This is a genomic window from Streptomyces sp. NPDC052701 (genome assembly GCF_040678355.1).
Classification (GTDB): Bacteria; Actinomycetota; Actinomycetes; order Streptomycetales; family Streptomycetaceae; genus Streptomyces.
In genome coordinates this window covers 20,590-47,021 of record NZ_JBFATO010000023.1, presented here as the reverse complement: position 1 = coordinate 47,021, position 26,432 = coordinate 20,590, and the positions used below count along the sequence as shown (strand labels likewise).

General features: G+C 69.7%; 25 protein-coding genes. 10 read left to right on the top strand and 15 right to left on the bottom strand.

What is annotated here, in order from left to right:
- Positions 1 to 76 precede the first annotated feature (76 nt).
- The 3 genes from AB0L29_RS24110 to AB0L29_RS24100 all read right to left on the bottom strand — a co-directional run bounded on the left by AB0L29_RS24110 (position 77) and on the right by AB0L29_RS24100 (position 3,252).
- Positions 77 to 1,339, bottom strand: coding sequence for an MFS transporter (locus AB0L29_RS24110; RefSeq protein ID WP_365829821.1), 1,263 nt, complete (start codon positions 1,337 to 1,339; stop codon positions 77 to 79).
- Positions 1,340 to 1,441: 102 nt separating this feature from the next.
- Positions 1,442 to 2,524: an inositol-3-phosphate synthase gene (locus tag AB0L29_RS24105; protein ID WP_365829820.1), complete on the bottom strand. Its 1,083-nt coding sequence runs from the start codon at positions 2,522 to 2,524 to the stop codon at positions 1,442 to 1,444.
- Positions 2,525 to 2,568: 44 nt separating this feature from the next.
- Positions 2,569 to 3,252 carry a helix-turn-helix transcriptional regulator gene (locus AB0L29_RS24100; protein WP_365829819.1) on the bottom strand — a complete coding sequence of 228 codons (684 nt, stop codon included), beginning with the start codon at positions 3,250 to 3,252 and terminating at the stop codon, positions 2,569 to 2,571.
- 413 nt (positions 3,253 to 3,665) lie between these two features.
- Here AB0L29_RS24100 and AB0L29_RS24095 point away from each other — a divergent pair, with 413 nt between their 5' ends.
- Entirely contained in the window at positions 3,666 to 6,317 is a 2,652-nt protein-coding gene (locus AB0L29_RS24095) for a transglycosylase domain-containing protein (protein ID WP_365829818.1), read from the top strand.
- 130 nt (positions 6,318 to 6,447) lie between these two features.
- On the top strand, positions 6,448 to 7,956 hold the full coding sequence (locus tag AB0L29_RS24090; protein WP_365829817.1) for a glycosyltransferase 87 family protein: 1,509 nt from the start codon (positions 6,448 to 6,450) through the stop codon (positions 7,954 to 7,956).
- 134 nt (positions 7,957 to 8,090) lie between these two features.
- Here AB0L29_RS24090 and AB0L29_RS24085 read toward each other — a convergent pair whose 3' ends face one another.
- From AB0L29_RS24085 to AB0L29_RS24075, 3 genes are all read right to left on the bottom strand, one after another.
- Complete coding sequence (locus AB0L29_RS24085) at positions 8,091 to 9,122, bottom strand: alanine racemase (protein ID WP_365829816.1); 1,032 nt, start codon at positions 9,120 to 9,122, stop codon at positions 8,091 to 8,093.
- A 110-nt stretch (positions 9,123 to 9,232) separates the two neighbouring features.
- Positions 9,233 to 10,354: a peptidoglycan bridge formation glycyltransferase FemX gene (femX, locus tag AB0L29_RS24080; RefSeq protein WP_365829815.1), complete on the bottom strand. Its 1,122-nt coding sequence runs from the start codon at positions 10,352 to 10,354 to the stop codon at positions 9,233 to 9,235.
- Between the two features lie 168 nt (positions 10,355 to 10,522).
- The gene (locus AB0L29_RS24075) at positions 10,523 to 10,837 is read right to left on the bottom strand and encodes a hypothetical protein (protein WP_365829814.1); all 315 of its coding nucleotides are present in this window, start codon (positions 10,835 to 10,837) and stop codon (positions 10,523 to 10,525) included.
- 304 nt (positions 10,838 to 11,141) lie between these two features.
- Between AB0L29_RS24075 and rpsF the strand changes: the two genes are divergently transcribed.
- From rpsF to rplI, 4 genes are all read left to right on the top strand, one after another.
- A complete protein-coding gene (gene rpsF, locus AB0L29_RS24070) occupies positions 11,142 to 11,432 on the top strand; it encodes a 30S ribosomal protein S6 (RefSeq protein WP_009189556.1) in 291 nt (96 codons plus the stop codon).
- 77 nt (positions 11,433 to 11,509) lie between these two features.
- Entirely contained in the window at positions 11,510 to 12,088 is a 579-nt protein-coding gene (locus tag AB0L29_RS24065; protein WP_365829813.1) for a single-stranded DNA-binding protein, read from the top strand.
- Between the two features lie 80 nt (positions 12,089 to 12,168).
- Positions 12,169 to 12,405 carry a 30S ribosomal protein S18 gene (rpsR, locus tag AB0L29_RS24060; protein WP_003949403.1) on the top strand — a complete coding sequence of 79 codons (237 nt, stop codon included), beginning with the start codon at positions 12,169 to 12,171 and terminating at the stop codon, positions 12,403 to 12,405.
- An 18-nt stretch (positions 12,406 to 12,423) separates the two neighbouring features.
- Entirely contained in the window at positions 12,424 to 12,870 is a 447-nt protein-coding gene (gene rplI, locus AB0L29_RS24055; protein ID WP_365829812.1) for a 50S ribosomal protein L9, read from the top strand.
- A 119-nt stretch (positions 12,871 to 12,989) separates the two neighbouring features.
- Here rplI and AB0L29_RS24050 read toward each other — a convergent pair whose 3' ends face one another.
- A complete protein-coding gene (locus AB0L29_RS24050; RefSeq protein WP_365829811.1) occupies positions 12,990 to 14,327 on the bottom strand; it encodes an MATE family efflux transporter in 1,338 nt (445 codons plus the stop codon).
- A 458-nt stretch (positions 14,328 to 14,785) separates the two neighbouring features.
- On the opposite strand from AB0L29_RS24050, the gene dnaB reads away from it, so the two are divergent.
- Positions 14,786 to 16,264 carry a replicative DNA helicase gene (dnaB, locus tag AB0L29_RS24045; RefSeq protein ID WP_365829810.1) on the top strand — a complete coding sequence of 493 codons (1,479 nt, stop codon included), beginning with the start codon at positions 14,786 to 14,788 and terminating at the stop codon, positions 16,262 to 16,264.
- Between the two features lie 406 nt (positions 16,265 to 16,670).
- On the opposite strand, the gene AB0L29_RS24040 is transcribed toward dnaB, so the two are convergent.
- On the bottom strand, positions 16,671 to 17,234 hold the full coding sequence (locus AB0L29_RS24040; protein WP_365829809.1) for a dihydrofolate reductase family protein: 564 nt from the start codon (positions 17,232 to 17,234) through the stop codon (positions 16,671 to 16,673).
- Between the two features lie 290 nt (positions 17,235 to 17,524).
- On the opposite strand from AB0L29_RS24040, the gene AB0L29_RS24035 reads away from it, so the two are divergent.
- A complete protein-coding gene (locus AB0L29_RS24035) occupies positions 17,525 to 18,910 on the top strand; it encodes a serine hydrolase domain-containing protein (RefSeq protein WP_365829808.1) in 1,386 nt (461 codons plus the stop codon).
- 64 nt (positions 18,911 to 18,974) lie between these two features.
- Here AB0L29_RS24035 and AB0L29_RS24030 read toward each other — a convergent pair whose 3' ends face one another.
- Positions 18,975 to 19,427 carry a GNAT family N-acetyltransferase gene (locus AB0L29_RS24030; RefSeq protein ID WP_365829806.1) on the bottom strand — a complete coding sequence of 151 codons (453 nt, stop codon included), beginning with the start codon at positions 19,425 to 19,427 and terminating at the stop codon, positions 18,975 to 18,977.
- 27 nt (positions 19,428 to 19,454) lie between these two features.
- Positions 19,455 to 19,919 (bottom strand): MarR family transcriptional regulator, encoded by a 465-nt coding sequence (locus AB0L29_RS24025; RefSeq protein ID WP_365829805.1) that lies wholly within the window; start codon positions 19,917 to 19,919, stop codon positions 19,455 to 19,457.
- Between the two features lie 142 nt (positions 19,920 to 20,061).
- Here AB0L29_RS24025 and AB0L29_RS24020 point away from each other — a divergent pair, with 142 nt between their 5' ends.
- Positions 20,062 to 21,270 carry an MFS transporter gene (locus AB0L29_RS24020; protein ID WP_365829804.1) on the top strand — a complete coding sequence of 403 codons (1,209 nt, stop codon included), beginning with the start codon at positions 20,062 to 20,064 and terminating at the stop codon, positions 21,268 to 21,270.
- A 93-nt stretch (positions 21,271 to 21,363) separates the two neighbouring features.
- Positions 21,364 to 21,789, top strand: coding sequence for a heme-binding protein (locus tag AB0L29_RS24015; RefSeq protein ID WP_365829803.1), 426 nt, complete (start codon positions 21,364 to 21,366; stop codon positions 21,787 to 21,789).
- An 81-nt stretch (positions 21,790 to 21,870) separates the two neighbouring features.
- Here the strand turns inward: AB0L29_RS24015 and AB0L29_RS24010 are convergent, their stop codons facing one another.
- The 5 genes from AB0L29_RS24010 to AB0L29_RS23990 all read right to left on the bottom strand — a co-directional run bounded on the left by AB0L29_RS24010 (position 21,871) and on the right by AB0L29_RS23990 (position 26,430).
- Entirely contained in the window at positions 21,871 to 22,740 is an 870-nt protein-coding gene (locus AB0L29_RS24010) for a GNAT family N-acetyltransferase (protein WP_365829802.1), read from the bottom strand.
- 287 nt (positions 22,741 to 23,027) lie between these two features.
- On the bottom strand, positions 23,028 to 23,510 hold the full coding sequence (locus AB0L29_RS24005) for an NUDIX hydrolase (RefSeq protein WP_365829801.1): 483 nt from the start codon (positions 23,508 to 23,510) through the stop codon (positions 23,028 to 23,030).
- An 88-nt stretch (positions 23,511 to 23,598) separates the two neighbouring features.
- On the bottom strand, positions 23,599 to 24,504 hold the full coding sequence (locus AB0L29_RS24000; protein WP_365829800.1) for a LysR family transcriptional regulator: 906 nt from the start codon (positions 24,502 to 24,504) through the stop codon (positions 23,599 to 23,601).
- Positions 24,505 to 24,760: 256 nt separating this feature from the next.
- Positions 24,761 to 25,942, bottom strand: a complete 1,182-nt coding sequence (locus AB0L29_RS23995) for a cystathionine gamma-lyase (RefSeq protein ID WP_365829799.1) — start codon at positions 25,940 to 25,942, stop codon at positions 24,761 to 24,763.
- The gene (locus tag AB0L29_RS23990; RefSeq protein WP_365829798.1) at positions 25,939 to 26,430 is read right to left on the bottom strand and encodes a low molecular weight protein-tyrosine-phosphatase; all 492 of its coding nucleotides are present in this window, start codon (positions 26,428 to 26,430) and stop codon (positions 25,939 to 25,941) included. The genes AB0L29_RS23995 and AB0L29_RS23990 overlap by 4 nt, the downstream gene beginning before the upstream one ends.
- Positions 26,431 to 26,432 lie beyond the last annotated feature (2 nt).

The window sequence follows — 26,432 nt, the reverse complement described above, 5'->3', positions numbered from 1 at the left end:
ATAAGACTCACGTAAGTTATCGGTCCCCACTGACAACTCCGTAGCCAGAAGAGGCTCTGTGGCATTGATGTGACACTTACTGGCGTTCAAAACGGGCCATAGCCACAGCAACCGCTCCGTAGATAACGGCGATCGTGACCACCAGCAGCACCGAACGGCCGTCCGGCGGCAGAATCAGGGCGGCCACGGCGGCGGCGCCGACGAAGGCCACGTTGAACAGGACGTCGTAGACCGAGAAGATCCGGCCACGGAAGCCGTCGTCGACGGACGACTGGACGACGGTGTCCGTGGCGATCTTCGCGCCCTGGGTGGTGAGACCGAGGACGAACGCCGCGACCAGCAGCGGGACGGTGGCGAACGGCAGGCCGAGGGCGGGCTCCAGGACCGCGGCGGCCGCGGCGCACACGGCGATCCAGCAGCCGGGCCCGACGCGCCCCGCGGCCCAGGGAGTCGCCACGGCCGCCGCGAAGAAGCCTGCGCCGGAGACGCCCAGCGCCAGCCCCAGCAGGGCGAGTCCCTCGTCCGCGGTCGAACTCAGCGCGTACCGGCAGAGCATCAGCAGCATCACCAGCAGGGCGCCGTAGCAGAACCGCATCAGTGCCATGGCCGCGAGCGCCCGGGCGGCCTCCCGGCGCGGTGGTGAGGCGATGTGCCCCACCCCGGCGATCAGGTCGCGCGCGGTACCGGCCAGCGCCTCCCCCAGGTGCGGCCGCACCAATTCGCGGTCGGGCCCCAGCAGTTCCCGGGCCATGCGCAGGGACGCCAGTGCCGCGCACAGGTAGAGGGCCGCGCCCACCAGCACCACGGCCGCGTCGGAGTCCGCGACCAGCAGGCGCACGGCGAAGGCGAGGCCGCCGCCCGCCGTCGCCGCGAGCGTTCCGGCGGTCGGGGAGAGGGAGTTGGCGACGACCAGGCGCCCGGTGTCGACCACACGGGGCAGCGCGGCGGACAGGCCCGACAGGACGAAGCGGTTGACCGCGGTGACGCACAGGGCCGAGACGTAGAACAGCCAGTCCGGGGCGCCGCCGAGGATCAGCAGGGCCGTCGCCGATGCCAGCAGGGCGCGCAGCGCACTGCCGTACAGCAGGACCTGGCGGCGGCGCCAGCGGTCCAGGAGCACGCCGGCGAAGGGTCCCACCAGGGAGTAGGGAAGGAGCAGCACCGCCATCGCGGAGGCGATCGCGGCGGCCGTGGTCTGCCGCTCCGGGGAGAAGACGACGTAGGCGGCGAGTCCGACCTGGTAGACGCCGTCGGCCCCCTGGGAGAGCAGACGCACGGCGAGCAGGCGTCTGAAACCCTGGAAGCGGAGCAGGACGCGCAGGTCACGGACGACGGCCATGGGGCACAGCCTCACATACGGGAAGGGTCCCCGGGTGCACTGCCCCGGGGACCCTCAAGTGCCCGCAACAAGACGGGCCTTGTCGCGCGGCGCTGTGGCGCGCTATCGCTCGACCTCGCCCTTGATGAACTTCTCGACGTTCTCGCGGGCCTCGTCGTCGAAGTACTGGACCGGCGGGGACTTCATGAAGTAGCTCGACGCGGAGAGCACCGGGCCGCCGATGCCGCGGTCCTTGGCGATCTTCGCGGCGCGCAGGGCGTCGATGATGACACCGGCGGAGTTCGGGGAGTCCCAGACCTCGAGCTTGTACTCCAGGTTCAGCGGGACGTCACCGAAGGCGCGGCCTTCGAGGCGGACGTAGGCCCACTTGCGGTCGTCGAGCCAGGCGACGTAGTCGGACGGGCCGATGTGGACGTTCTTCTCGCCGAGGTCCCGGTCGGGGATCTGCGAGGTGACGGCCTGCGTCTTGGAGATCTTCTTCGACTCGAGGCGGTCGCGCTCGAGCATGTTCTTGAAGTCCATGTTGCCGCCGACGTTCAGCTGCATCGTGCGGTCCAGGACGACGCCCCGGTCCTCGAACAGCTTCGCCATGACGCGGTGCGTGATGGTGGCGCCGACCTGCGACTTGATGTCGTCGCCGACGATCGGCACGCCCGCCTCGGTGAACTTGTCCGCCCACTCCTTGGTGCCGGCGATGAAGACCGGGAGGGCGTTGACGAAGGCGACCTTGGCGTCGATGGCGCACTGGGCGTAGAACTTCGCCGCGTCCTCGGAGCCGACGGGCAGGTAGCAGACCAGGACGTCGACCTGCCGGTCCTTGAGGACCTGCACGACGTCGACGGGCTCCTCGGCGGATTCCTCGATGGTCTCGCGGTAGTACTTGCCGAGGCCGTCGAGGGTGTGGCCGCGCTGGACCGTCACACCGGTGGTGGGAACGTCGCAGATCTTGATGGTGTTGTTCTCCGAGGCGCCGATGGCGTCCGCGAGGTCGAGACCGACCTTCTTGGCGTCCACGTCGAATGCGGCGACGAACTCGATGTCGCGGACGTGGTAGTCGCCGAACTGGACGTGCATCAGGCCCGGCACCTTGGACGCCGGGTCGGCGTCCTTGTAGTACTCGACTCCCTGCACCAGCGATGCGGCGCAGTTGCCCACGCCGACGATGGCTACGCGAACCGAACCCATTCCGGTTGCTCCCTGTGTGTACGAGTGAGGCCCTGAGGTGGCTCTCACGAGGCGGTGTCGTCGGGCGTATCCGGCCGGGGGGCGTCCCCCGGCCGGGGCAGGACGCCCGGCGCTCCAGATGTGGTGTCCTGCTGAGCGGGCCCCCCGGTGGCGGAACCCCGAAGGTCCCGCCCGGCCCGCTCGCTCTCGATGAGCTCGTTCAGCCAGCGCACTTCGCGCTCCACGGACTCCATCCCGTGGCGCTGGAGCTCAAGCGTGTAGTCGTCGAGGCGCTCCCGGGTCCGGGCCAGGGAGGCGCGCATCTTCTCCAGGCGCTCCTCCAGCCGGCTGCGGCGGCCCTCCAGCACGCGCATGCGTACGTCGCGCGACGTCTGCCCGAAGAAGGCGAAGCGCGCGGCGAAGTGCTCGTCCTCGTACGCGTCGGGCCCGGTCTGCGAGAGCAGCTGCTCGAAGTGTTCCTTGCCCTCCGCCGTCAACCGGTAGACGATCTTGGCCCGGCGTCCGGTGAGCGGAGCGGCGAGGGTGTCCTCGGGGGCGTTCCCCGGTTCTTCGATCAACCAGCCGTTTGCGACCAGCGTCTTGAGGCAGGGGTAAAGCGTCCCGTAGCTGAACGCCCGGAACACGCCCAGTGACGTGTTGAGCCGCTTGCGCAGCTCATAACCGTGCATCGGGGATTCGCGGAGCAGGCCGAGTACGGCGAACTCGAGGATCCCGGAACGCCGGCTCATCGTCGCCTCCTCTCTGCCGCGGTCGTGCCGTGACGGGTCTGCCGACGGCCTTGTCTCGGAGCGATGTGTCGCGCCGATGTATCGACTCGATACATCACGACGATAGAACGGCGTTCCGGATGCGACAAGAGGGAGGGTGGTGAACGGGATCACATCACCGATTCACCTGAGGCAAGTTGCCTGATTTGAGGTGAAGTTCTGGACTAGGCAGGTTTTGACGGTGCGTAGTCTGTGCGCCATGCACAGCACCGGGAACCGAGTGACGCCCGGGGGCGTCGTCGTCCTCGGTGTAGTACGGGTGCATGCGGGACCGGTGAATGTGAGGCCGGTCGCATCCGTACTTCGGGGGGACCGGAAAACAGCCGCCGTTTCCAGGCGCGCACGGGTGCGCCTGCCCGAGGAGTAGTCGTTCGATGAGCGAGCACCGTCGCAAACCGCCGCAGCCGCAGGGAGGCGGACGTGCCGCGGCCCGACGCGGCCAGCCCGGCTCGTCCTCCGGCCGCCGTGCGGCACCGCGAGGCGCCACCGGGTCTCCGTCCGGCTCCCATGAGTCGGGCTCCTATGACTCAGGGAGTGAGGAGCAGGCGTACGGCAGCCGAGCCGAGGCCCGGCGTGCGGCGCAGAGAAGTACGGGTGGCCGCCGCAGGGCGGCCGAGCCGGGCCGCGCAGGCCGTCGGGGCGCTCCCGGCGGCCCGAGCGGACCTGGACGGGGCAGGGGACGCGTGGCCGCCCCCGCCCAGAAGCGGTTCGTCGACTACCCGAGGGCCGGCAAGTACGGCTGGCGCCGCTGGGTGCCGTCCTGGAGGCTCGTCTCCGGACTGTGCATCGGGTTCGTCGGCAGCCTCGTCGCCGTCGCGGGCATCGGGTACGCCATGGTGGAGGTACCAAGCGAGGGGAAGGCCGTGGCCCTGTCGCAGAACAACGTCTACTACTGGGCGGACGGCTCGCAGATGGTCGCCGCGGGCAGCGGCCAGAACCGGCAGAACGTCACGATCGACCGGATCCCCGAGGCCATGCGGTGGGCGGTGATCTCGGCCGAGAACAAGAGCTTCTACCAGGACTCGGGCGTCGACCCCATGGGCATCGCGCGGGCGCTGGTCAACATGGCGCGGGGCGGCGACACGCAGGGTGGCTCGACGATCACCCAGCAGTTCGTCAAGAACACCTACCTGAGCCAGGAACAGACGATCTCCCGGAAGTTCAAGGAGATGTTCATCTCCATCAAGGTGGGGACGAAGCTCAAGAAGGACGTGATCCTCCAGGGGTACCTGAACACGTCCTACTACGGCCGCGGCGCCTACGGCATCCAGGCCGCCGCCCAGACCTACTACGGCAAGAACGCGGACAAGCTCACGGCGAGTGAGTGCGCCTTCCTCGCCGCCCTGCTCAAGGGCCCGACGTACTACGACCCGGCGGGCAACCCCGGCCTCGACACCACGGCGTCCGAGAGTGCCAACACCAAGCGCTCCAAGGAGCGCTGGAGCTGGATCCTCGAGCAGATGCACAACGACAAGCACCTCTCGGACGCCGATTACCAGGAGGCGATCAAGGAGTACCCCATGCCCCAGGGCCGCAAGGCCACCAAGGGCATGACCGGTCAGATCAGCTACCTCGTCGACACGGCCAAGAAGTACGTCCTGAACCACTCCGACATCACGGAGGCCCAGTTCGACCAGGGCGGTTACCAGATCCAGACGACCTTCGAGAAGGACAAGGTCGAGGCGCTGAGCGAGGCCGTCAAGAAGATCGAGAAGCAGAAGATCAACCCGGAGAAGCGCGAGGAGGACAAGCACGTCCAGTTCGGCGCGGCGTCGGTGAGGCCCAAGGACGGGGCGATCGTCGCGCTCTACGGCGGTGCCGGCTACGAGAACGGCCACTTCAACAACAACGCGGACACCGCGGGTGTCCCCGTGGGCTCGACGTGGAAGCCGTTCGTGCTCGCGGCGGCCATGGAACACGGCACCTACAAGAACCGTGGCACAGGCGTCTCGCCGCTCAGCAAGTACAACGGCAACGACCACCTGAAGATCTTGAACAACGACGGCACCTACGTCCTGAAGAAGGACAACACGCCGTTCTTCCAGGAGAACGAGAGCGACTACCCCTGGGGCTACATCACCCTGCGCAAGGCGATGGAGCAGTCGGTCAACACTCCGTTCGTCCAGCTCGGCATGGACGTGGGAATGACGAACGTGGCGGAAGTGGCCCAGAGGTCCGGCATCCTGCGAAGCAGCTTCGCCGACCTCAACGCTTCGTTCGCCCTCGGTACGTCGACGCCCAGCGCGATCCGCATGGCCGATGCCTACGCGACGTTCGCGGCGTCCGGCAAGCAGGCCGACCCCTACTCGGTGACCTCCGTCAAGTACGGCGGCCGGGAGCTCCCCGGATTCACCAAGCCGAGGATCAAGCAGGCGATGTCCGAGAACGTGGCGAACAACGTCACGGACGTCCTCGAGAACGTGATCCAGAACGGTACGGGCAGGAACGCCCTGGCGCTGGGCCGTACGGCGGCCGGCAAGACCGGTACCACCGACGAGAACAAGTCCGCCTGGTTCGTCGGCTACACCCAGCAGCTGTCGACCTCGGTCGCGATGTTCCGTGAGGATCCCAAGAGCGCCAAGCTGCTCTCCATGAACGGCACGGCGGGTGAGGAGTCCATCCACGGTGGTGACACCCCCACCCTGGTGTGGACCGAGTACATGAAGGCCGCGCTGAAGGGCGAGCCCGATCCCGGCTTCCCGGACGCCGAGCCCATCGGAAGGATCCAGGACGGTGCGGGCGCTCCGTCGCCGACCCCGACCGTCACCGCGGAGCCCACGCCGACCCCGTCCGAGACGCCGTCCGAGACGCCCAGTGAGACGCCCACCAGCCCGACGGCTCCTACGCCGAGTGAGGAGACCTGCTTCGGTTTCCGGTGCGACGACGATGAGGAAGACGACGGCGGCCCGGACACGGGTGGAACCGATGGAGACGCGTCGCTCTCGCCGTCGCCCACGGAGTCGGGTGAGCCCGGCAACAGCAGAGGCAACGGCAATGGTGGCCTGTTCGGAGGACCGGGAGATTAGTCGCGCTATCGCCCGCCCTGGGCGTTTCACGTGAAACACGTCGTTGTTTCACGTGAAACGTGGATCGAGGGCCGCCACACCCGCCCCGGGTGTGGCGGCCCTCGGCGTATCCCCAGGTGTGTACGGCAGGATGTGCGGCATGCCCAGTGCAGAATCGACGCAAGCGAGCGCCCACGAGCCGCACACCGTGCCGCCGACCAAGGAGGACACGGTTGCGGCGGCCGGCAGTGAGCTGATCGGCGGCCCCCTCGGGCGGCGTGTCCTGCCCGGTACGTCCTGGTGGAGCCCCGTCCGGGTGATCGCGCTCGTGGCGATCGGCGTGTTCGCCCTCGGGCTGGTCCAGAAGGCGCCCTGCTACAACGGCGCCTGGTTCTTCGGTGCCAGCTCGCAGTACACGCACGCGTGCTACTCGGACATCCCGCACCTCTACCAGGGGCGAGGCTTCGCCGACGGGCTCGTGCCGTACTTCGACAAGCTCCCCGGCGACATGCAGTACCTCGAGTACCCGGTGCTGACCGGTGTGTTCATGGAGGTCGCCTCCTGGCTCACGCCCGGCAGCGGCAGCATCCAGGAACAAGAGCAGTGGTACTGGATGGTCAACGCGGGGATGCTCATGGTGTGCGCGGCCGTCATCGCCGTCTGCGTGACCCGCACACACGCCCGGCGTCCCTGGGACGGCCTGCTGGTCGCCCTGGCGCCCGCCTTCGCCCTGACCGCCACCATCAACTGGGACCTGCTGGCGGTCGCCCTGACGGCCGCCGCGATGCTGATGTGGTCACGGGGCCGCTCCCTCGCCTTCGGGGTCCTGCTGGGCCTGGCCACGGCTGCCAAGCTCTATCCCGTCCTCCTGCTCGGCCCTCTGTTCGTACTGTGCTGGCGTGCGGGCAGGTGGCGGGAGTACGGGACGGCCCTGGGCGGCGCGGTCGTCGCCTGGCTGGTGGTGAACGGGCCGGTGATGCTCTTCGCCTTCGAGGGCTGGTCGAAGTTCTACACCTTCAGCCAGGAACGCGGCGTCGACTTCGGGTCCTTCTGGCTGATCATGGCGCAGAACTCGGCGGACCCCCTGAGCACCGACACCGTCAACACGCTCGCCACGTCGCTGATGCTGCTGTGCTGCGCGGGCGTCGCGGCCCTCACGCTGGCCGCCCCGCGCCGTCCGCGGTTCGCCCAGCTCGCCTTCCTGATCGTCGCGGCGTTCATCGTCACCAACAAGGTCTACTCGCCGCAGTACGTCCTGTGGCTGGTGCCCCTGGCCGCCCTCGCCCGGCCGAAGTGGCGGGACTTCCTGATCTGGCAGGCCTGCGAGGTGGCGTACTTCCTGGGCATCTGGATGTACCTCGCGTACACCACCAGCGGCGACGCGCACAAGGGACTGCCCACGGACGGCTACCACTGGGCCATCGGGCTGCACCTGCTGGGCACGCTGTACCTGTGCGCGATGGTCGTCCGCGACGTCCTCATGCCGGAGCGGGACCCGGTGCGCCGGTCCGGTGACGACGATCCCTCGGGCGGGGTGCTCGACGGTGCGGAGGACGTCTTCGTCCTCGGCCCCGCGGCCCGCCCCGCACGGCGCGCAGCCCACGCGGAGGGCCAGGAGGTCGAGTGGGGCAGGAAGGACCCGTCGGGCGGCCCGCTCTGAACCGTTCGCTCAGGGCGAACAAGTGGCAGCGAACGGTGACCGGAGCGCGTTCGCGGGAGCGGAGGTGACGGCGGCGTGCGAAAGGCCGTACACGGCGATCGTGTACGGCCTTTCCGCTGTGCTCGAGGCGTCGCTCAGCGGTCCACGAGCCGGTCGAACTGGGTGGTGGTGTGGCGCAGATGGGCCACCAGCTCCTCGCCGACCTTCGGCTCCGGCGCGTCGGCGGGCACGAACAGGATCGAGACCTGCATGTGCGGCGGCTCGGCGAACCAGCGCTGCTTGCCGCCCCAGACGAACGGGGAGAGGTTCCGGTTGACCGTGGCCAGGCCGGCGCGGGCGACGCCCTTGGCGCGCGGCATGACGCCGTGCATGGCCTTGGGGGCCTCCAGGCCGACCCCGTGCGAGGTACCGCCCGCCACGACCACCAGGAAGCCGTCGGAGGCCGCCTTCTGCTGCCGGTAGCCGAATCGCTCGCCCTTGGAGACGCGTGTGACGTCCAGGACCGCGCCGCGGTACTCGGTGGCCTCGTGGTCCCCCAGCCACAGCCGGGTGCCGATGCGGGCCCGGAACCGGGTCTGCGGGAACTGCTGCTGCAGCCGCTGGAGCTCCTCGGCCTTGAGGTGGCTGACGAACATCGTGTGCAGCGGCAACCGGGCCGCGCGCAGCCGGTCCATCCAGCCGATGACCTCCTCGACGGCGTCGGAGCCGTCCGTGCGGTCCAGCGGCAGATGGATGGCGAAGCCCTCCAGCCGGACGTTCTCTATGGCGGCGTGCAGCTGGGGCAGGTCCTGCTCGCTGATGCCGTGCCGCTTCATCGAGGACATCACCTCGATGACCACGCGGGCGCCCACCAGGCCGTACACCCCGTCGACCGACGACACCGAGCGCACGACCCGGTCGGGCAGCGGAACCGGCTCCTCGCCGCGCCGGTACGGCGTCAGCACCAGCAGGTCACCGCTGAAGAAGTCCTTGATCCGGGCGGCTTCGTACGTCGTGCCGACGGCGAGGATGTCCGAGCCCAGCCGCGTGGCCTCCTCCGCCAGCCGCTCGTGCCCGAAGCCGTAACCGTTGCCCTTGCAGACCGGGACGAGCCCGGGGAACTGCTCCTGCACGTGCTTGTGGTGCGCCCGCCAGCGCGCGGTGTCGACGTAGAGCGTGAGCGCCATGGCCGGACCTGGAACCTTTCTCGTGGCTGCGGTGTGTCAGAGGTGTGGGAGCGATCGGAGCTGGTCGTGAAACTACCGGTCGTGAACGTACCGGAGCGCCGAATGCGAGGTCAGCGACGCGACATGTAGATGTCGAGCGCCTTGTGCAGGAGCTTGTTCAGCGGGAAGTCCCACTCGCCGAGGTACTCGGCGGCCTGGCCGCCGGTGCCCACCTTGAACTGGATCAGGCCGAAGAGGTGGTCGGTCTCGTCCAGCGAGTCGGAGATGCCACGCAGGTCGTAGACGGTGGCGCCGAGCGCGTAGGCGTCGCGCAGCATCCGCCACTGCATCGCGTTGGAGGGCCGGACCTCGCGGCCGATGTTGTCGGAGGCACCGTAGGAGTACCAGACGTGCCCGCCGACGATCAGCATCGTCGCCGCCGACAGGTTCACGCCGTTGTGGCGGGCGAAGTACAGCCGCATGCGGTTGGGGTCCTCGCTGTTGAGGGCCGTCCACATGCGCTGGAAGTACGACAGCGGGCGGGGCCGGAAGTGGTCGCGCACGGCCGTGATCTCGTACAGCCGCTGCCACTCCTCCAGGTCCTGGTAGCCGCCCTGTACGACCTCGACGCCGGCCTTCTCGGCCTTCTTGATGTTGCGGCGCCACAGCTGGTTGAAGTTCTTGTGGACCTCTTCCAGGGAGCGGTTGGCCAGCGGCACCTGGTAGACGTAGCGGGGCTGGACGTCGCCGAAGCCGGCGCCGCCGTCCTCGCCCTGCTGCCAGCCCATGCGGCGCAGCTTGTCGGCCACCTCGAAGGCGCGGGGCTCGATGAAGTCGGCCTCCAGGTCGCGCAGACGCTTCACGTCCGGGTCCTGGATGCCCTTCTTGATGGTGTTGGCCTCCCACCGCCGGATGATCACCGGCGGGCCCATCTTCACGGAGAAGGCGCCCTGCTGCTTCAGGTGCGCCAGCATCGGCTCGATCCAGTCCTGCAGATTCGGCGCGAACCAGTTGATGACCGGGCCCTCGGGCAGATAGGCGAGGTAGCGCTTGATCTTGGGCAGCTGCCGGTAGAGGACGAGGCCGACGCCGACCAGCTCGCCGGTCCGGCCGTCGAACCAGCCGAGGTTCTCCGAGCGCCATTCCGCCTTGACGTCCGCCCAGGCCGGGACCTGCATGTGGCTCGCCGACGGCAGGCTCTGGATGTAGGCCAGATGCTGCTCGCGACTGATGGTCCTCAGGGTCAGGCTCATTCGGGGCGCTCCTCGGGCTGGTGTGTCCCCATGGGTACAGGGGCTCCGGCTCTAGCGCCGAAGCCTACTGCGCCCCGTGCGCGCCCCGGTTGGGCGTACGGAACCTTCGCCCCGGCCGGGGGCCGGCCGGGGCGGTGCGAGGTGATTTCGTCTGGAGTGTCCCTGGCGTCAGTCGACGAGCCCGCCGAAGAGACCGCCGTGCGCCATGCCGAGGAAGAAGCCGATCCCCGCCGCGCCGAGGCCGAGGATCAGGCCGAAGCGTTCACGGGTCGTCACCGAGATCCACTGGCCGTACGCGCCGGTGAGGATCCCCGCCAGGCCGGTCCAGGAGCTCAGCAGGTGCAGGTCGTGGAACATCGCCGTGACGAACGACGTGAGACCCAGCACCAGGGTCACCGCGAGCAGCGCGTCCTGGCGGGGATGGGGTTTGCCGTCCGTGGCGAAGAGGCCTCCGGCGGTGTTGGGCCGCATTGCCTGTGCCATGGGGCACCTCCTGCGAAAGCGGCGCATCGTAGCGCCATACACACCCGATGCGTACAGACTGACGGCCCTCACGGGCGGATTTCAACCGGAAGCCGCTGTGCGGGTACTCTGTACCGTCTGCACCGGTGTCTGCCCGGGCACAGCCAGGACAGGGTCAGGATCCGTCCGGCCGGCCTGGGGAACCGCCGCCCGACCCCGATTGTCAGTGGCGGCTGTTTTACTGACAGACACTGTTGCGTACGCATCACAACCCTCCTGCCACGGAACGACCGTGGCCGTTGAGTCCAAAGGAGGTGGGTTCCACATGCGTCACTACGAGGTGATGGTCATCCTCGACCCCGATCTCGAGGAGCGCTCTGTCTCCCCGCTGATCGAGAACTTCCTTTCCGTCGTCCGTGACGGTGGCGGAAAGGTCGAGAAGGTCGACACCTGGGGCCGTCGTCGTCTCGCGTACGAGATCAAGAAGAAGCCCGAGGGCATCTACTCGGTCATCGACCTGCAGGCCGAGCCTGCGGTCGTCAAGGAGCTCGACCGCCAGATGAACCTGAACGAGTCGGTCCTCCGGACCAAGGTCCTCCGTCCCGAGACCCACTGAGCTCTCCCGCTCAGCCGATCCCGGGATTCGAGTAGCAGCACAAGCAGCCAGCAGCAAACCCGCCGAGAGGTTCCCCCATGGCAGGCGAGACCGTCATCACGGTCATCGGCAATCTTGTCGACGACCCCGAGCTGCGCTTCACCCCCTCCGGTGCGGCCGTCGCGAAGTTCCGTGTCGCGTCCACTCCCCGCACCTTCGACCGCCAGACGAACGAGTGGAAGGACGGCGAGAGCCTGTTCCTGACCTGCTCGGTCTGGCGCCAGGCGGCGGAGAACGTCGCCGAGTCGCTCCAGCGAGGCATGCGCGTCATCGTGCAGGGCCGGCTGAAGCAGCGGTCCTACGAGGACCGTGAGGGCGTCAAGCGCACGGTCTACGAGCTGGACGTCGAGGAAGTCGGCCCCAGCCTGCGCAACGCCACGGCCAAGGTCACCAAGACCGCCGGCCGCGGTGGCCAGGGCGGTTACGGCGGCGGTGGCGGCCAGGGCGGCCAGGGTGGCGGCGGCTGGGGCGGCGGCCCCGGCGGCGGTCAGCAGGGCGGCGCTCCCGCCGACGACCCGTGGGCGACCGGCGCTCCTGCCGGCGGCGGCCAGGGTGGCGGCGGCTGGGGCGGTGGCTCCGGCAGCGGCGGCGGCTACTCGGACGAACCCCCCTTCTAGGCCTTCCGGCCGGGCCTGCGGGTCCGGCCGGGCCGAAGGCGGGTCGTACCCCAACTTCTTGATCACACAGGAGAAACACCATGGCGAAGCCGCCTGTGCGCAAGCCGAAGAAGAAGGTCTGCGCTTTCTGCAAGGACAAGGTCACGTACGTGGACTACAAGGACACGAACATGCTGCGGAAGTTCATTTCCGACCGCGGCAAGATCCGTGCCCGCCGCGTGACCGGCAACTGCACGCAGCACCAGCGTGACGTCGCCACGGCTGTCAAGAACAGCCGTGAGATGGCGCTGCTGCCCTACACCTCCACCGCGCGCTAAGGGAAGGGTGACCGACTCATGAAGATCATCCTCACCCACGAGGTCTCCGGCCTCGGTGCCGCGGGCGACGTCGTCGACGTCAAGGACGGTTACGCTCGCAACTACCTGATCCCGCGGAACTTCGCGATCCGCTGGACCAAGGGTGGCGAGAAGGACGTCGAGCAGATCCGTCGTGCTCGCAAGATCCACGAGATCCAGACCATCGAGCAGGCCAACCAGGTGAAGGCCCAGCTCGAGGGCGTCAAGGTCCGCCTGGCCGTCCGTGCCGGCGACGCCGGTCGTCTCTTCGGCTCCGTCACCCCGGCCGACATCGCCTCGGCGATCAAGTCCGCCGGTGGTCCGGAGGTCGACAAGCGCCGCATCGAGGTCGCCGCGCCGATCAAGACGTTGGGCGCCCACGAGACGTCCGTGCGTCTGCACCCCGAGGTTGCCGCCAAGGTCAACATCGAGGTCGTCGCTGCCTGACCACTGCGCTCGCTGAAGCAGTGAGAGGGGCCGCACCCTTCGGGGTGCGGCCCCTTCTTGCTCGGCCCCTGCGTAGTGGTCACGGGGGAACACCCGAAGCGGTGTTCCACGTGAAACGGTCAGCGTGTCGCGCCGGTGACGAGCCAGCGGCCTGAACGGGTGCGGAGCCACAGGGTCAGCATGCGCACGGTCATCATCAGCGTCATGGCGCCCCACAGAGCGGTGAGTCCACCGCCGACAGCAGGGACGAACAGGGCCACCGGGGTGAAGACCGCCAGGGTGAGCAGCATCGCCCAGGCGAGGTAGGGCCCGTCACCCGCGCCCATCAGGACACCGTCCAGGACGAAGACGATGCCGGAGACCGGTTGGGAGACGGCCACGATCACCAGGGCGGGGAGTGCGGCGTCCTTGACGGCCGGGTCGCTGGTGAACAGGGGCAGGAACGCCGGCCGGGTGAGGACCACCAGCAGACCGAGGACGACTCCGACCGCGATGCCCCACTCCACCATGCGACGACATGCGTCGCGGGCGCCCTGGGCGTCGCCGGCCCCCAGGTAGCGCCCGATGATGGCCTGCCCCGCGATGGCGATGGCGTCCAGGGCGAAGGCCAGCAGGCTCCACAGGGACAGGACGATCTGGTGTGCCGCGATGTCGGCGTCGCCCAGGCGGGCCGCGACGGCCGTGGCGATCATCAGGATCGCCCGCAGGGAAAGAGTGCGCACCAGCAAGGGCATGCCGGCCTGTGCGCAGGCCTTGATGCCCGCGGCGTCCGGACGCAGCGAGGCACCGTGCCTGCGTGCCCCGCGCACCACCACGGCAAGATAGGCGGCGGCCATGCCGAGCTGGGCGATGACGGTGCCCCAGGCGGAGCCCGCGATGCCCAGACCGGCGCCGTAGACGAGTCCGGCGTTGAGGGCGCCGTTGGCGACGAAGCCGGCGATGGCGACGTACAGCGGCGTCTTCGTGTCCTGCAGGCCGCGCAGGACGCCCGTCGCAGCGAGTACCACCAGCATGGCCGGTATGCCGAGTGCGGAGATCCGCAGATAGGTGGTCGCGTACGGGGCCGCGGTGTCCGAGGCGCCGAAAAGCTCCACGAGGGCGGGTGCGGTGGGCAGGACGACGGCGACGACGACGGCGCCGAGCAGCAGGGCCAGCCAGATGCCGTCCATGCCCTGGCGGATGGCGGCCTGCAGGTCGCCCGCGCCGACGCGTCGGGCGACGGCGGCCGTGGTGGCGTAGGCGAGGAAGACGAAGATGCTGACGGCCGTCGTCAGGAGGGCCGAGGCGATGCCGAGTCCGGCCAGCTGTGCGGTGCCGAGATGGCCGACGATCGCCGTGTCGGCCATGAGGAAGAGGGGCTCGGCGACGAGGGCGCCGAAGGCGGGGACGGCCAGCGCGACGATCTCTCGGTCGTGCTGTCGCCGGGCGTCTCGGGAGCGCACGGGGGCCTGTGTCATGTGCACCAATCTAATCGTCCACAGGTAAGAGACGCAAAGCTTTTGTGACCCTTACTCGATGTCGCGTGCCGTGCACTCCTGTGCGCCGGTCGCATCGATCTTGATCCGACTGGGGAAGTTTTTCTTCTGCACAGCCGGTGGATGGTAAATGAGCAGGTCAGAGCAGTTTTCCTCAGGGCTTCCCGGGCTTGTTCACAGGCCTGTCCACTGAGTCGTGCACAGGTTTCGCGGGGTTCTCCACAGCATTGGGGCCGTTGTCCACACGGCCTGTGGATAACCAGATTGGCTGACGCTGCCGACGGGCCTACGGTGGTCCGGCGCCCGCTCCGTCCGCCGGTTGGCAAAGCACCGCAAAACCGGCACCACAGAACGGAGGCGGGCCTCTCAGTTGTCAGTGCCGTGCCGTAAGAAAGAGGAGCACGGCGAGGTCCGCTCGGCGGACGGGAGGAGGTGGCTCGGTGAGCATTTCCGAGCCCTTGGACGACCCGTGGGCCGACAGCGGTCCCAGTGATCGTCTGCCCGCCTCCCGCCGGCGCGGCGACGGTGGCCGGGGCCGCGACGAACAGCACGACCGCGGCCGGGACAACGGGGTGTGGGACGGCGGAGGCCCGTCGTTCGAGCGCGTACCGCCTCAGGACATCGAGGCCGAGCAGTCCGTCCTCGGCGGCATGCTCCTGTCTAAGGACGCCATCGCCGACGTCGTGGAGATCCTCAAGGGCCACGACTTCTACAAGCCGGCCCACGAGACGATCTACCAGGCGATCCTCGACGTCTACGCGAAGGGCGAGCCGGCCGACCCCATCACGATCGCCGCCGAGCTCACCAAGCGCGGCGAGATCAACAAGGTCGGCGGGGCCGCGTACCTGCACACCCTCGTCCAGACGGTGCCGACGGCGGCGAACGCGGCGTACTACGCGGAGATCGTCCACGAGCGCGCCGTCCTGCGGCGCCTGGTGGAGGCCGGTACGCGCATCACGCAGATGGGATACGCGGCCGACGACGACGTCGACGAGATCGTCAACCGGGCCCAGGCCGAGATCTACGCGGTCACCGAGCAGCGCACCAGTGAGGACTACCTTCCGCTCGGCGACATCATGGAGGGCGCCCTCGACGAGATCGAGGCGATCGGTTCGCGCAGCGGCGAGATGACCGGTGTGCCCACCGGCTTCACGGACTTCGACTCCCTCACCAACGGCCTGCACCCGGGCCAGATGATCGTCATCGCCGCGCGTCCCGCGATGGGCAAGTCGACGCTCGCGCTGGACTTCGCGCGGGCGGCGTCGATCAAGCACAACCTGCCGAGCGTCATCTTCTCCCTCGAGATGGGCCGCAACGAGATCGCGATGCGTCTGCTGTCCGCCGAGGCCCGGGTGGCCCTGCACCACATGCGCTCGGGCACGATGACCGACGAGGACTGGACGCGCCTGGCCCGCCGGATGCCGGACGTCTCGGCCGCCCCGCTCTACATCGACGACTCCCCGAACCTGTCGATGATGGAGATCCGCGCCAAGTGCCGCCGCCTCAAGCAGCGCAACGACCTGAAGCTGGTCGTCATCGACTACCTGCAGCTGATGCAGTCCGGCGGTTCCAAGCGTGCCGAGAGCCGTCAGCAGGAGGTTTCGGACATGTCCCGTAACCTCAAGCTGCTCGCCAAGGAGCTGGAGATCCCGGTCATCGCGCTCTCGCAGCTCAACCGTGGCCCCGAACAGCGCACCGACAAGAAGCCGATGGTCTCCGACCTGCGTGAGTCCGGCTCCATCGAGCAGGACGCCGACATGGTGATCCTGCTGCACCGCGAGGACGCCTACGAGAAGGAGTCGCCGCGCGCGGGCGAGGCCGACCTGATCGTGGCCAAGCACCGAAACGGCCCGACGGCGACGATCACGGTCGCCTTCCAGGGGCACTACTCGCGGTTCGTGGACATGGCGCAGACCTGATCCGGCCGGGTGTAGGGCCTCAGACTCAGTGGCACAGTCTCAGCCGTCCTGTGGGCTGGGGGCGCGTGATGGACGTGGCCTGTGACCGTGAGTTTTCGTCGTCGAAGCGGTGAGCGCGTCGAAGAGCGGGTTTGGCCTACGGTTCCTTTCGGGGACTTGGAGGCGGCTGCGCCGTGGCGGACTTTCCGCTGGTACAAGGGCCAGAAGCACCACTCCGGCATTTACCGGTCTGCGACGGTACGCGACCACGTGATCTACGAGTCGCGCCTGGAAGGGGCGAGGCTGATCTTCGCGGATTTTGATCCCTCCGTACACCGCATCGTGGCCCAGCCCTTCCTGCTGCAACCGAGCCGGCTCCTCCGGTGCCACCCGCGGAGCATATGGCCCGTGACTCCCGGACGGGCCCTCAGCGCCTCGTCTCGTACCTGGTCAGGATCACGCCGCAGGGAAACGTCCGCGTCTCCACCAGGTTCAGGTTCACCCAGCTGTCCAGCGCGGTGAAGAACGGCGTGCCGCCGCCCACCAGGACCGGCGCGGTGGCCAGCACGTACTCGTCGATCAGCCCGGCTCGCATGGCCGCCCCGGCGAGCGTCGCGCCGCCGATGTCCATCGGGCCGCCGTCCGCGGCCTTGAGCCGGGTGATCTCGGTGACCGCGTCGCCGGTGACCAGGCGGGTGTTCCAGTCGACCTTGTCGATCGTCGAGGAGAACACCACCTTCGACATGTCCCGCCAGCGGCGCGCGAACTCGATCTCCGCCGGGGTGGCGTCGGGCTGCTGGTCGCCGGTCGGCCAGTAGGAGCTCATCGTCTGCCACAGCTTGCGCCCGTACAGCGACAGGTCGGTCGCCTGCAACCGGTCGGACCAGAACTGGAACAGCTCGTCGCTCGGTACGCTCCAGCCGATGTCGTCGCCGGGCGCGGCGATGTAGCCGTCCAGGGTCAGGTTCATGCCGTAGATCAATTTCCGCATGGCGCCAGCCTTCCGTGAGTCGGTCTCACACGTACAGACCGGCGCGGCGCGGGAAACTCATCGTGCGCGCTCCGAGCTCGCATGTAGTCCTCGTGCTCGGCGGCTCAGCCGCAGACTCGTCGTTCCGCCGAGGAAATGGCATCGATCCGGGACTGATCTTGAGTGACAGCGCGGTGAGACAACGGAGAACCAGCAGGTCACAGAAGACCGACATGTCATCGGCGGCGAGACCCCACACCGGGGGCGAAATGAGCTCGACGCGGGGTGCCGGGCCGGGGTGGAGTGAGGCCATGACGACACCTCAGGAAGAGCTGCTCCCCGGCACCCGGCGTGCGCTGCTGCACCGGATCGCCGTCGCCCAGGCGGAAGGGCGCGCGCCGTCGCTCGTCGCGACCGTCGTACGGGGCGGCGAACCCGTGTGGACGGGGGCGCGGACGTCGGTGGAGGGCCACGGACCCGATCAGAACGTGCAGTACCGGATCGGCTCGATCACCAAGACCTTCACCGCCGTTCTCGTGCTGCGGCTGCGTGACGAGGGTCTGCTCGACCTCGCGGACCCGCTGGAGAAGCATCTGCCGGGCACCGGCGTGGGGGAGGCGACCATCGCCGGACTGCTCGCGCACACAGCCGGGCTGGCGGCCGAGACGCCGGGTCCGTGGTGGGAGCGCAGTCCCGGGTCCCTGCGGCCCGAACTCGCCGACGTGCTGGGCGAGCGGCCCGTGCTGCATCCGGCCGGCCGGCGGTTCCACTACTCCAACCCGGGCTATGCGCTGCTCGGCGCGCTCGTCGAGAAGCTGCGGGGCGCGCCGTGGGAGGAGGTCCTCCGGCGCGAAGTACTCGAACCTCTGGGTCTTGAGCGGACGAGTGCGCGGCCGCAGGCACCGCACGCGGGTGGCTGGGCGGTGCATCCATGGGCCGATGTGATGCTGCCCGAGCCCGCGGAGGACCTCGGGCGGATGGCGCCCGCGGGGCAACTGTGGTCCACCACGGGTGACCTGGCGCGGTTCGCGGCCTTCCTGGTCGAGGGCGACGAGCGCGTGCTGAGCGCGGGGTCGCTGCGGGAGATGCGGACGCCCGCGGCGCCCGCCGAGGCGGCGGACGTGGCCGGCGGCTACGCCTACTGCCTGGGCATGGAGATCCGGCACCAGGGCGGACGAACCCTCGTCGGCCACACGGGGTCGCTGCCCGGCTTCCTCGCCTGCCTCATGATCAGCGAGGCGGACGACGTGGCGGCGGTCGTCCTGGCCAACTGCACGTCCGGTCCGCCGCTGTTCACGGTCGCCGCCGACCTCGTCCGGATCGTCGCCGAGGCGGAGCCGCGCATCCCCCGGCCCTGGCGGCCGCTGCGTGACGTCGACCCGTCGGTGTTGGAGCTGGCGGGACAGTGGTACTGGGGGACATACGCCTTCGCGTTGCGGCTGACGGCCGACGGGCTCGTCTCGTTGGAGCCGCTGTCCGGCAACGGCCGCCGCTCGCGGTTCCGGTCCAACGGCGACGGCACCTGGACCGGGCTGGAGGGCTACTACGCCGGAGAGACCCTGAGCGCCGTACGACGGCCGGACGGATCCCTGAGCCATCTCGACCTCGGATCCTTCGTCTTCACACGCCAGCCGTACGACGAGGGGGCTCCTGTGCCGGGCGGTGTGGACCCCGAGGGATGGCGGGGGGTCGGTTAGGGCACTGGTCCGGCACCGGACGCGCAGCGCGCTGTTTCACGTGAAACAGCGCGCTGCACACCTTTCACAGCGTGAGCTTGAACCCCACGTGGGAGGCGGTGAAACCGAGCCGTTCGTAGAAGCGGTGGGCATCGGTCCGCGAGATGTCGGAGGTCAGCTGCACCAATCGGCAGTGCCGGCGCCGGGATTCCTCGATCGCCCACTCGATGAGCCGGGTGCCCAGGCCGCTGCCGCGTTCGTCGGCGTGGACACGCACGCCTTCGATGATCGACCTGGTGGCGCCGCGCCGGGACAGCCCGGGCACGATCGTGAGCTGGAGCGTGCCGACGACACGGTCCTCCCGGACCGCCACGACCAGATGCTGGTTCGGGTCGGCACTGAGCCGCTCCAGTGCGGCCAGGTACGGGGTGAGGTCGTCCGGCGACTCGCGCCGGACTCCCAGCGGATCGTCGGCGAGCATGCCGACGATCGCGGGGACGTCGTCCGTCACCGCGGCGCGTATCTCGAGAGCTCCCATGGCCGCACCCTATGCGGGACGGCACACCTAGGCGGGCACCGGCGCCTTCAGCGTCTCCACGACCCGTACCAGTGGGGCCAGTTCAGGGTTCTTGGCTGCCTCGTCCAGGGCCTCGCGCAGGGCGGAGTCGTTGGTGGGGCGGGCCTCCTCCAGAAGCTTGAGGCCGGTTTCGGTGACGTTCGTGTAGATGCCCCGGCGGTCGGTGGGGCACAGGTAGCGCTCCAGGAGTCCGCGGTCCTCGAGCCGGGTGACCAGGCGGGTGGTGGCGCTCTGACTGAGGACGACCGCGTCGGCGACCTGCTTCATCTGCAGGTGGCCTCCGTCGCCGTCGTGCTGTCGGCTGAGCACGTCGAGCAGGGAGTACTCGCGCACGCTCAGGTCGTGTCTGGTCTGCAGGGCGCGCTCGATGTGGGCCTCGATCCTCCCGTGCAGCAGGGAGAGGGCGCACCAGCCCTGGGAGAGGGCGGTGAGCGCGGGGTCCGTCGCTGTCATTGGCGTTTCCTCCGTCACGGAGCAGCTCTTGCCAGGGTAGAGCAGGGCCGCAATAGTCTCTGTTTGCATGTATCCCGCGTCTGCAACTATTGTGGACGCACGCAAAGCGCTCCTGCAATCGTCTGGGAAGGTGTCACCCCCCATGCCTCTCGCGCTTCTGGCCCTCGCGATCGGGGCCTTCGGGATCGGAACGACCGAGTTCGTGATCATGGGCTTGCTGCCCGAGGTGGCGAGCGACTTCGGGGTCTCCATCCCCACCGCCGGTTACCTGGTGACCGGCTACGCGCTCGGTGTCGTCTTCGGCGCCCCGCTGATGACTGTGCTCGGCACCAGGGTGTCCAGGAAGCGGATGCTGATGCTGCTGATGGGCCTGTTCATCGCCGGCAACCTGCTCTCCGCCCTCGCCCCCGCCTTCGGCATCATGCTGGTCGGCCGTGTGGTCGCCTCACTCGCCCATGGCGCCTTCTTCGGCATCGGTTCGGTCGTCGCGGCCGACCTGGTCGCCCCGGACAAGAAGGCCGGAGCCATCGCCATGATGTTCACCGGGCTCACCGTCGCCAATGTCGTCGGCGTCCCGCTGGGCACGCTCGTCGGCCAGTCCATCGGCTGGCGCGTCACCTTCGCCGTCGTCACCGCCCTCGGCGTCGTCGGGCTGGCCGGCATCGCCAAGCTCGTCCCGGACATGCCCAAGCCGGAGGGCGTACGCCTGCGGCACGAACTGGCCGCCTTCAAGAACGTCCAGGTCCTGCTCGCCATGGCGATGACCGTCCTCGGCTTCGGCGGTGTCTTCGCGGCCATCACCTACATCGCGCCGATGATGACCCACGTCGCCGGATTCGCCGACGGCTCCGTCACCTGGCTGCTGGTCCTCTTCGGCCTCGGCATGGTGGGCGGCAACCTCGTCGGCGGCCGGTTCGCCGACCGTGCCCTGATGCCCATGCTGTACGTCTCGCTGGGCGCCCTCGCTGTCGTCCTGGCGCTCTTCACCCTGACCGCGCACCACAAGGTCCTCTCGGCCGTGACGATCGCCCTGATCGGCGCCCTGGGCTTCGCCACCGTCCCGCCGCTGCAGAAGCGCGTCCTCGACCAGGCGCACGGCGCCCCCACGCTGGCCTCCGCCGTGAACATCGGCGCCTTCAACCTCGGCAACGCCCTGTCCGCCTGGCTCGGCGGCCTCGTGATCGCGGCGGGCCTCGGCTACACCGCCCCCAACTGGGTCGGCGCCCTCCTCGCCGCGGCCGCCCTGGTCCTCGCCTTCCTCTCGGCCGCCCTGGAGCGGCGGGGCGGCGCCCCCGGCACCGTCGTCGCCGGCTCCGCGCCCGCCGAGCGGCGGACCCCGGTCCACCACTGAACCGCGGGGCCAGGGGCTCGGGTCAGGGCCGACCCGGGTCCCCCGGCCCAGCACCGAACAGCACCACCGACAAGTCCCAGGAGAACACCTCTCATGAGCACCACCACCGCCGTCGCCCCGCTGACCACCCAGGACGCCGAGGTCCTGCTGACCGCGGCCCGCCGCGCCGCCGAAACCGCCGGGGTCACGGTCAGCGTGACCGTGCTGGACGCCGGCGGCCATCTGCTGGCCTTCCGCCGGGACGACCGCGCCGTGCTGATCTCCGGCGAGACCAGCACCCGCAAGGCGTACACCGCCCTCCAGCTGAACGCGCCCACCGCCGACCTCGTCGACGCCGTGCAGCCCGGTGGCCTCTTCCACACCCTGCCCACCGCGCTCGACCGGCCCCTGCTGTTCATCGCGGGCGGCGTGCCGGTCCACCGGGACGGCCGCCTGATCGGCGCGATCGGAGTGGGCGGAGGCGCGCCGGAGCAGGACCACGCCTTCGCCACGGCCGCCGTGGAGGCCCTCCTCACCTGACGGCGCCCCGCACCACGAACGCCGGTTCCCACAGCCTCGGGGACCGGCGTCCTCGTGTCGGAGGCGTCGTGCAGGCGCCGGTCAGCCGGCCGCCACCGTGACCGGTGCGAACCGCCGCCGCCAGTCCCCGGGCAGCTCCGTGATCCCATGAGCCATGACCGCGTTGAAGGCGACGGACGCCAGACCCCGCTCCTTCGCCCATGCCAGCAGCTCTTCGTGCCGGACGTCGATGTCGGTGCGCAGCGGCCGGCCGGTGCGGGCGGCGAGCGAGGCGATGAGCGCTTGTGCCGTGGAGGTGTCACGGGCGATCAGCGGACCCACGACCTGGGTGTCCATGTTGGGCCAGGCCGCCGCGTATCCGATCAGCCGCCCGTCCGCCTCGGCGACGCGCAGCTGGTCGGCGAAGGCGGGCAGCCGGGTGATGACATGCGTACGGTCGACGCCGAACACTTCCTCGTCGAGCCGGAGGATCGCGGGGAGGTCCTCGGCGGTCGCGGCGCGGGTGGCGACCTCGGCCTCCGGTCCCCCGGGCACGAAGTGCCCACGCAGCATCTCCGCCAGGCCGGTGACCTTGAAACCGAGCTCCTCGTATAGGGGCCGGCCGTACGGCGTCGCGTGCAGGGTCACGGGCGTGGTGCCCATCGCCGAGACGACATGGCGCATCAGGCGACGGGCCACGCCCTGGCGGGCATACCGTTCGGCGACCAGCACCATGCCGATGGCCGCGAGCTCGGGTCGCTGCGGCGCTCCGTACTCGGTGACCACGCAGGCGCTGACGAGTCCGCCGCCTTCGGGGTCGTCGATGCCGTAGCCCTTCCCGGCCGTGAGGAGAAAGCCCCATTTGTGCTCCTCTCGCGGCCACCCCCGGTCTTCGGACAAGTCGGCGCACGAGGCGAGATCGCGCAACGTCAGACGGCGGATGGGCAGAGCGGCAAGGGAAGGAGTCGGCACGCAGGTCAGGCTGTCCGACAAGGGCCCTCCCCGTCCACCGCTTTCGACTGAGATGTACGACGTTTTGGCCAGGTGCGGAGAGGCGCACGGTGCGTGCGGGCACGCGCAGGACGTTTCACGTGAAACACGTGAGAACACTGGGCGTCCAGCCGTCCGGTTCCAGGCGGGCGGGCTCATCCCGTCGGCCTCGACGCCCACCGGATCGGACCGGGACCGCGCCGCTCGATCGGGCGGGCCCGTCGGGCTCGACGGGCCCGCCGGAGCCGGAATTCTGGTCCGGTGGTCTGTCAGCCCAGGTCGGGGGCGTGCATGGCGCGTACGCCTTCGATGTTGCCGTCCAGGTAGTGCCGCAGTGACAGCGGCACGAGGTGGACGGAGGCGATGCCGACGCGCGTGAACGGCACGCGCACGATCTCGTACTCACCGGCGGGTTCGTCCACCTCGGGGCCGTGCCGCAGCGAGGGGTCCATGGAGCTCAGGCGGCAGACGAAGAAGTGCTGTACTTTCACGCCGGTCGCGCCGTCGTCCTCGCCGATGTGCTCCACGGTGTCCACGAAACAGGGCACCACGTCGGTGATCTTGGCGCCGAGTTCCTCGTACACCTCGCGGTGCAGGGCGTCGACGACGGTCGGGTCACTCGATTCGACCCCGCCGCCGGGGGTGACCCAGTAGGGATCGACACCGGGCTTGGTGCGCTTGATCAGGATCAGGTCGTCACCGTCCAGCAGGACGGCGCGAGCGGTGCGCTTGACCACGGGTCGGACGGTCATGGGTGAAATGTGGCCCGGCTGGTTCCACGTGAAACATAGCGAAATGTCACCGGACGAGTGCTTGAGGTGAGGCATGCGCGGGGGCGGCTCAGCACCATTCGCCGGCCGCGCGCTGCAGCCACTCGTGGGCCCGCGCGATGTGCGGCAGCGCCAGTGTGCCGGTGCGGACCACCAGGAAGTACGTCCGCAGAGGAGGCACCGCCGGCTCGTACAGGGCGACGACCTCCCCGCGTTCGAGCGCGTCCGCGCACAGGTAGCGCGGCAGCACGGCCAGTCCCGCGCCCGCGGCCGTGCAGGCGAGCACGGCACGCAGATCGGGAACGACGACGGTGCCCGGGGTGGGCGGACGGGAGTCGAAGACGGACGCCCAGTAGCGGGAGACGAAAGGCAGTGATTCGTGTACCTCGACCACCGGGACGTGTTCGAGGGCGGAGGCCCCGTTGCGGTCGAGTTTCCCGGTGTCGATCCGCTCGGCCCGGGAAGGGGCGGCGACCAGGACGTGCTCCTCGTCGCAGAGCGCGGTCGCCGAGAGCAGGGCGCCGCGCGGCCTGGCGGTGCTGACGGCCAGGTCGTGATGCCCGGCGGCCAGCCCTTCCAGCACCTCCTCGGCGTTCCCGAACGAGGCGCGCAGGGCGAACTCCTGCCCGTCCTCGCCGGTCAGATCCGTGAGCGCGGGCAGCACCCGCTCAGCGGTGAACTCCGGGGGCCCGGCGAGGTGCAGCGTCCGTAAGGAGAAGTCGGCGTTCGCTCCCGTCTCGGCTATCTCCACCAGGGCGTCGAGATGCGGGGCGGCCTTGTGGGCGAGCTCGTCACCGATCGTCGTCGGGGTCACACCGCGGGCCTGCCGAAGGAACAGAGGGCGGCCCAGCTGCCGTTCCAGGGTGCGGATCTGCGAGGTGACGGCCGGCTGGGAGAGCCCGAGCAGGGCGGCGGCGCGGGTGAAGGAGCCGGCCCGGTGCACGGTCACGAAGGTGCGCAGCAAGGCCAGATCCACAGCACAACCTCCCCTCCGCACGTTCCGCTCCCGCCCCCGGAGCGCCCAACTATAAATAAGTCGATAGGTCTCTGTCGCTACTGTGATTGGACACTGACAGAGAGTCAATTAGCCTTGTTGGCGCGGTTCTTCGCGCGGAACCGGGGCGGTCCGAGCCACGAGGGGGGAGGTTCGGACCGCCCGTCGCGCGCGGCCGGACACCGCTCGGCGCAGGTGCGCGTGCGAGGCGGGGGCGGCGGCCGGTGCGCGGGGCGGTTCAGCCCGCCGACTCCTCCAGCGCGCGCAACACGTCCGCCACCAGGTCCTCGGGATCCTCGGCACCGACCGAGAAACGGACGAAACCCTCCGGCACCGCGTCCCCGCCCCAGCGTCCGCGCCGTTCGGCCGTGGACCGCACCCCGCCGAAGCTCGTCGCGTCGTCCACCAGCCGCAGCGCCTCCAGGAAGCGGTCGGCACGCGCGCGCGTGGGCAGGGTGAAGGACACCACGCACCCGTAGCGCCGCATCTGCCGCGAGGCGATCTCGTACGAGGGGTCGTCCACCAGTCCCGGATAGCGCACCCCCAGCTCCTCGGGCCGGTCCCGCAGCGCCTCGGCGACCGCGAGCGCGTTGGCGCACTGCCGGTCGACGCGCAGCTGGAGCGTGGCGAGGGAGCGGTGCGCGAGCCAGGCCTCCATGGGCCCGGGGATCGCGCCCACGATCTTGCGCCAGCGGCGTACGGCGGTCATGGCCTCGGCGCTGCGGCCGGTGACGTATCCCAGGAGGATGTCACCGTGCCCGGAGAGCTGCTTGGTGCCGCTGGCCACCGAGAAGTCGGCGCCGAGGTCCAGCGGACGCTGGCCGAGCGGGGTCGCCAGGGTGTTGTCGACGGCCACCAGGGCACCACGCGCGTGTGCCGCCTCGGCGAGCCGCCGGACGTCGCACACGTCGAGCCCCGGGTTCGACGGGGTCTCGATCCACAGCAGCTTCGCGCCGTCGAGGACGTCGAGCTGGGCGTCGCCGCCGGTCGGCGCGGTGCGCACCTCGATGCCGTACGCCTCCAGCTGGGCGCGCACCAGGGGCAGCACCTGGTAGCCGTCGCTGGGCAGGACGACCGCGTCCCCGGCGCGCAGCTGCGAGAAGAGCACCGCGGAGATCGCGGCCATGCCCGAGGCGAACACCAGCGTCTCGACGTCCTGCCCGGGCGCCTCCAGCTCGCCGATGGCGCGCTCCAGCAGCGTCCAGGTGGGGTTCTCGTCGCGGCCGTAGGTGTACGGGCCGGTGGGGTCGCCCGGCAGGTGGAAGTGGGCGGCGAACACGGGCCCCGGCAGGGTCGGCTCGTGCCTGACCGGCTCCGGCAGCCCGGCCCGCACCGCGCGCGTGCCCTCACCCGTGCCCGGGAAGGCGCGGCGGCCTCCGTCGTGCCCGGCGTCCTCGCCGACCGTGTCCCTTGTGCTCATGCCGCCCGTCCTCCCACGTCCTCGCGTACCGCGGCGAGCAGACCGGCGCTCGCCGCCTCCACCATCTCAAGACACTCCTCGAAGCCGTCCACGCCCCCGTAGTACGGGTCCGGGACGTCGAGGTCGTCGCCGGCGGCGGGGTCGTACGACCGCAGCAGCCGCACCTTGGCCGCGTCCTGCTCCGTGGGCGCCAGGCGGCGCAGGTCCCTGAGGTGGCCGGCGTCCAGAGCGACGACGAGGTCGAGGCGGGCGAACCAGGACGGCTGGAACTGGCGGGCCGTGTGGTCGAGGCGGTAGCCGTGGTCCTCCAGGACGGCCACGGTGCGCGGGTCGGCGCCCTCGCCCTCGTGCCAGCCGCCGGTGCCGGCGCTGTCGACCTCGACCAGGCCGTCGAGCCCGGCCTCCGCCACACGCGCGCGGAAGACGGACTCGGCCATCGGGGAGCGGCAGATGTTGCCCGTGCAGACGAAGCAGACGCGGTAGGTCATGA

Excerpts from the sequence above, each read along its gene's own strand:
- AB0L29_RS24110 (WP_365829821.1), bottom strand. The coding sequence starts at position 1,339 with ATGGCCGTCGTCCGTGACCTGCGCGTCCTGCTCCGCTTCCAGGGTTTC.
- AB0L29_RS24105 (WP_365829820.1), bottom strand. The coding sequence starts at position 2,524 with ATGGGTTCGGTTCGCGTAGCCATCGTCGGCGTGGGCAACTGCGCCGCA.
- AB0L29_RS24100 (WP_365829819.1), bottom strand. The coding sequence starts at position 3,252 with ATGAGCCGGCGTTCCGGGATCCTCGAGTTCGCCGTACTCGGCCTGCTC.
- AB0L29_RS24095 (WP_365829818.1), top strand. The coding sequence starts at position 3,666 with ATGAGCGAGCACCGTCGCAAACCGCCGCAGCCGCAGGGAGGCGGACGT.
- AB0L29_RS24090 (WP_365829817.1), top strand. The coding sequence starts at position 6,448 with ATGTGCGGCATGCCCAGTGCAGAATCGACGCAAGCGAGCGCCCACGAG.
- AB0L29_RS24085 (WP_365829816.1), bottom strand. The coding sequence starts at position 9,122 with ATGGCGCTCACGCTCTACGTCGACACCGCGCGCTGGCGGGCGCACCAC.
- femX (WP_365829815.1), bottom strand. The coding sequence starts at position 10,354 with ATGAGCCTGACCCTGAGGACCATCAGTCGCGAGCAGCATCTGGCCTAC.
- AB0L29_RS24075 (WP_365829814.1), bottom strand. The coding sequence starts at position 10,837 with ATGGCACAGGCAATGCGGCCCAACACCGCCGGAGGCCTCTTCGCCACG.
- rpsF (WP_009189556.1), top strand. The coding sequence starts at position 11,142 with ATGCGTCACTACGAGGTGATGGTCATCCTCGACCCCGATCTCGAGGAG.
- AB0L29_RS24065 (WP_365829813.1), top strand. The coding sequence starts at position 11,510 with ATGGCAGGCGAGACCGTCATCACGGTCATCGGCAATCTTGTCGACGAC.
- rpsR (WP_003949403.1), top strand. The coding sequence starts at position 12,169 with ATGGCGAAGCCGCCTGTGCGCAAGCCGAAGAAGAAGGTCTGCGCTTTC.
- rplI (WP_365829812.1), top strand. The coding sequence starts at position 12,424 with ATGAAGATCATCCTCACCCACGAGGTCTCCGGCCTCGGTGCCGCGGGC.
- AB0L29_RS24050 (WP_365829811.1), bottom strand. The coding sequence starts at position 14,327 with ATGACACAGGCCCCCGTGCGCTCCCGAGACGCCCGGCGACAGCACGAC.
- AB0L29_RS24040 (WP_365829809.1), bottom strand. The coding sequence starts at position 17,234 with ATGCGGAAATTGATCTACGGCATGAACCTGACCCTGGACGGCTACATC.
- AB0L29_RS24035 (WP_365829808.1), top strand. The coding sequence starts at position 17,525 with ATGACGACACCTCAGGAAGAGCTGCTCCCCGGCACCCGGCGTGCGCTG.
- AB0L29_RS24030 (WP_365829806.1), bottom strand. The coding sequence starts at position 19,427 with ATGGGAGCTCTCGAGATACGCGCCGCGGTGACGGACGACGTCCCCGCG.
- AB0L29_RS24025 (WP_365829805.1), bottom strand. The coding sequence starts at position 19,919 with ATGACAGCGACGGACCCCGCGCTCACCGCCCTCTCCCAGGGCTGGTGC.
- AB0L29_RS24020 (WP_365829804.1), top strand. The coding sequence starts at position 20,062 with ATGCCTCTCGCGCTTCTGGCCCTCGCGATCGGGGCCTTCGGGATCGGA.
- AB0L29_RS24015 (WP_365829803.1), top strand. The coding sequence starts at position 21,364 with ATGAGCACCACCACCGCCGTCGCCCCGCTGACCACCCAGGACGCCGAG.
- AB0L29_RS24005 (WP_365829801.1), bottom strand. The coding sequence starts at position 23,510 with ATGACCGTCCGACCCGTGGTCAAGCGCACCGCTCGCGCCGTCCTGCTG.
- AB0L29_RS23995 (WP_365829799.1), bottom strand. The coding sequence starts at position 25,942 with ATGAGCACAAGGGACACGGTCGGCGAGGACGCCGGGCACGACGGAGGC.
- AB0L29_RS23990 (WP_365829798.1), bottom strand. The coding sequence starts at position 26,430 with ATGACCTACCGCGTCTGCTTCGTCTGCACGGGCAACATCTGCCGCTCC.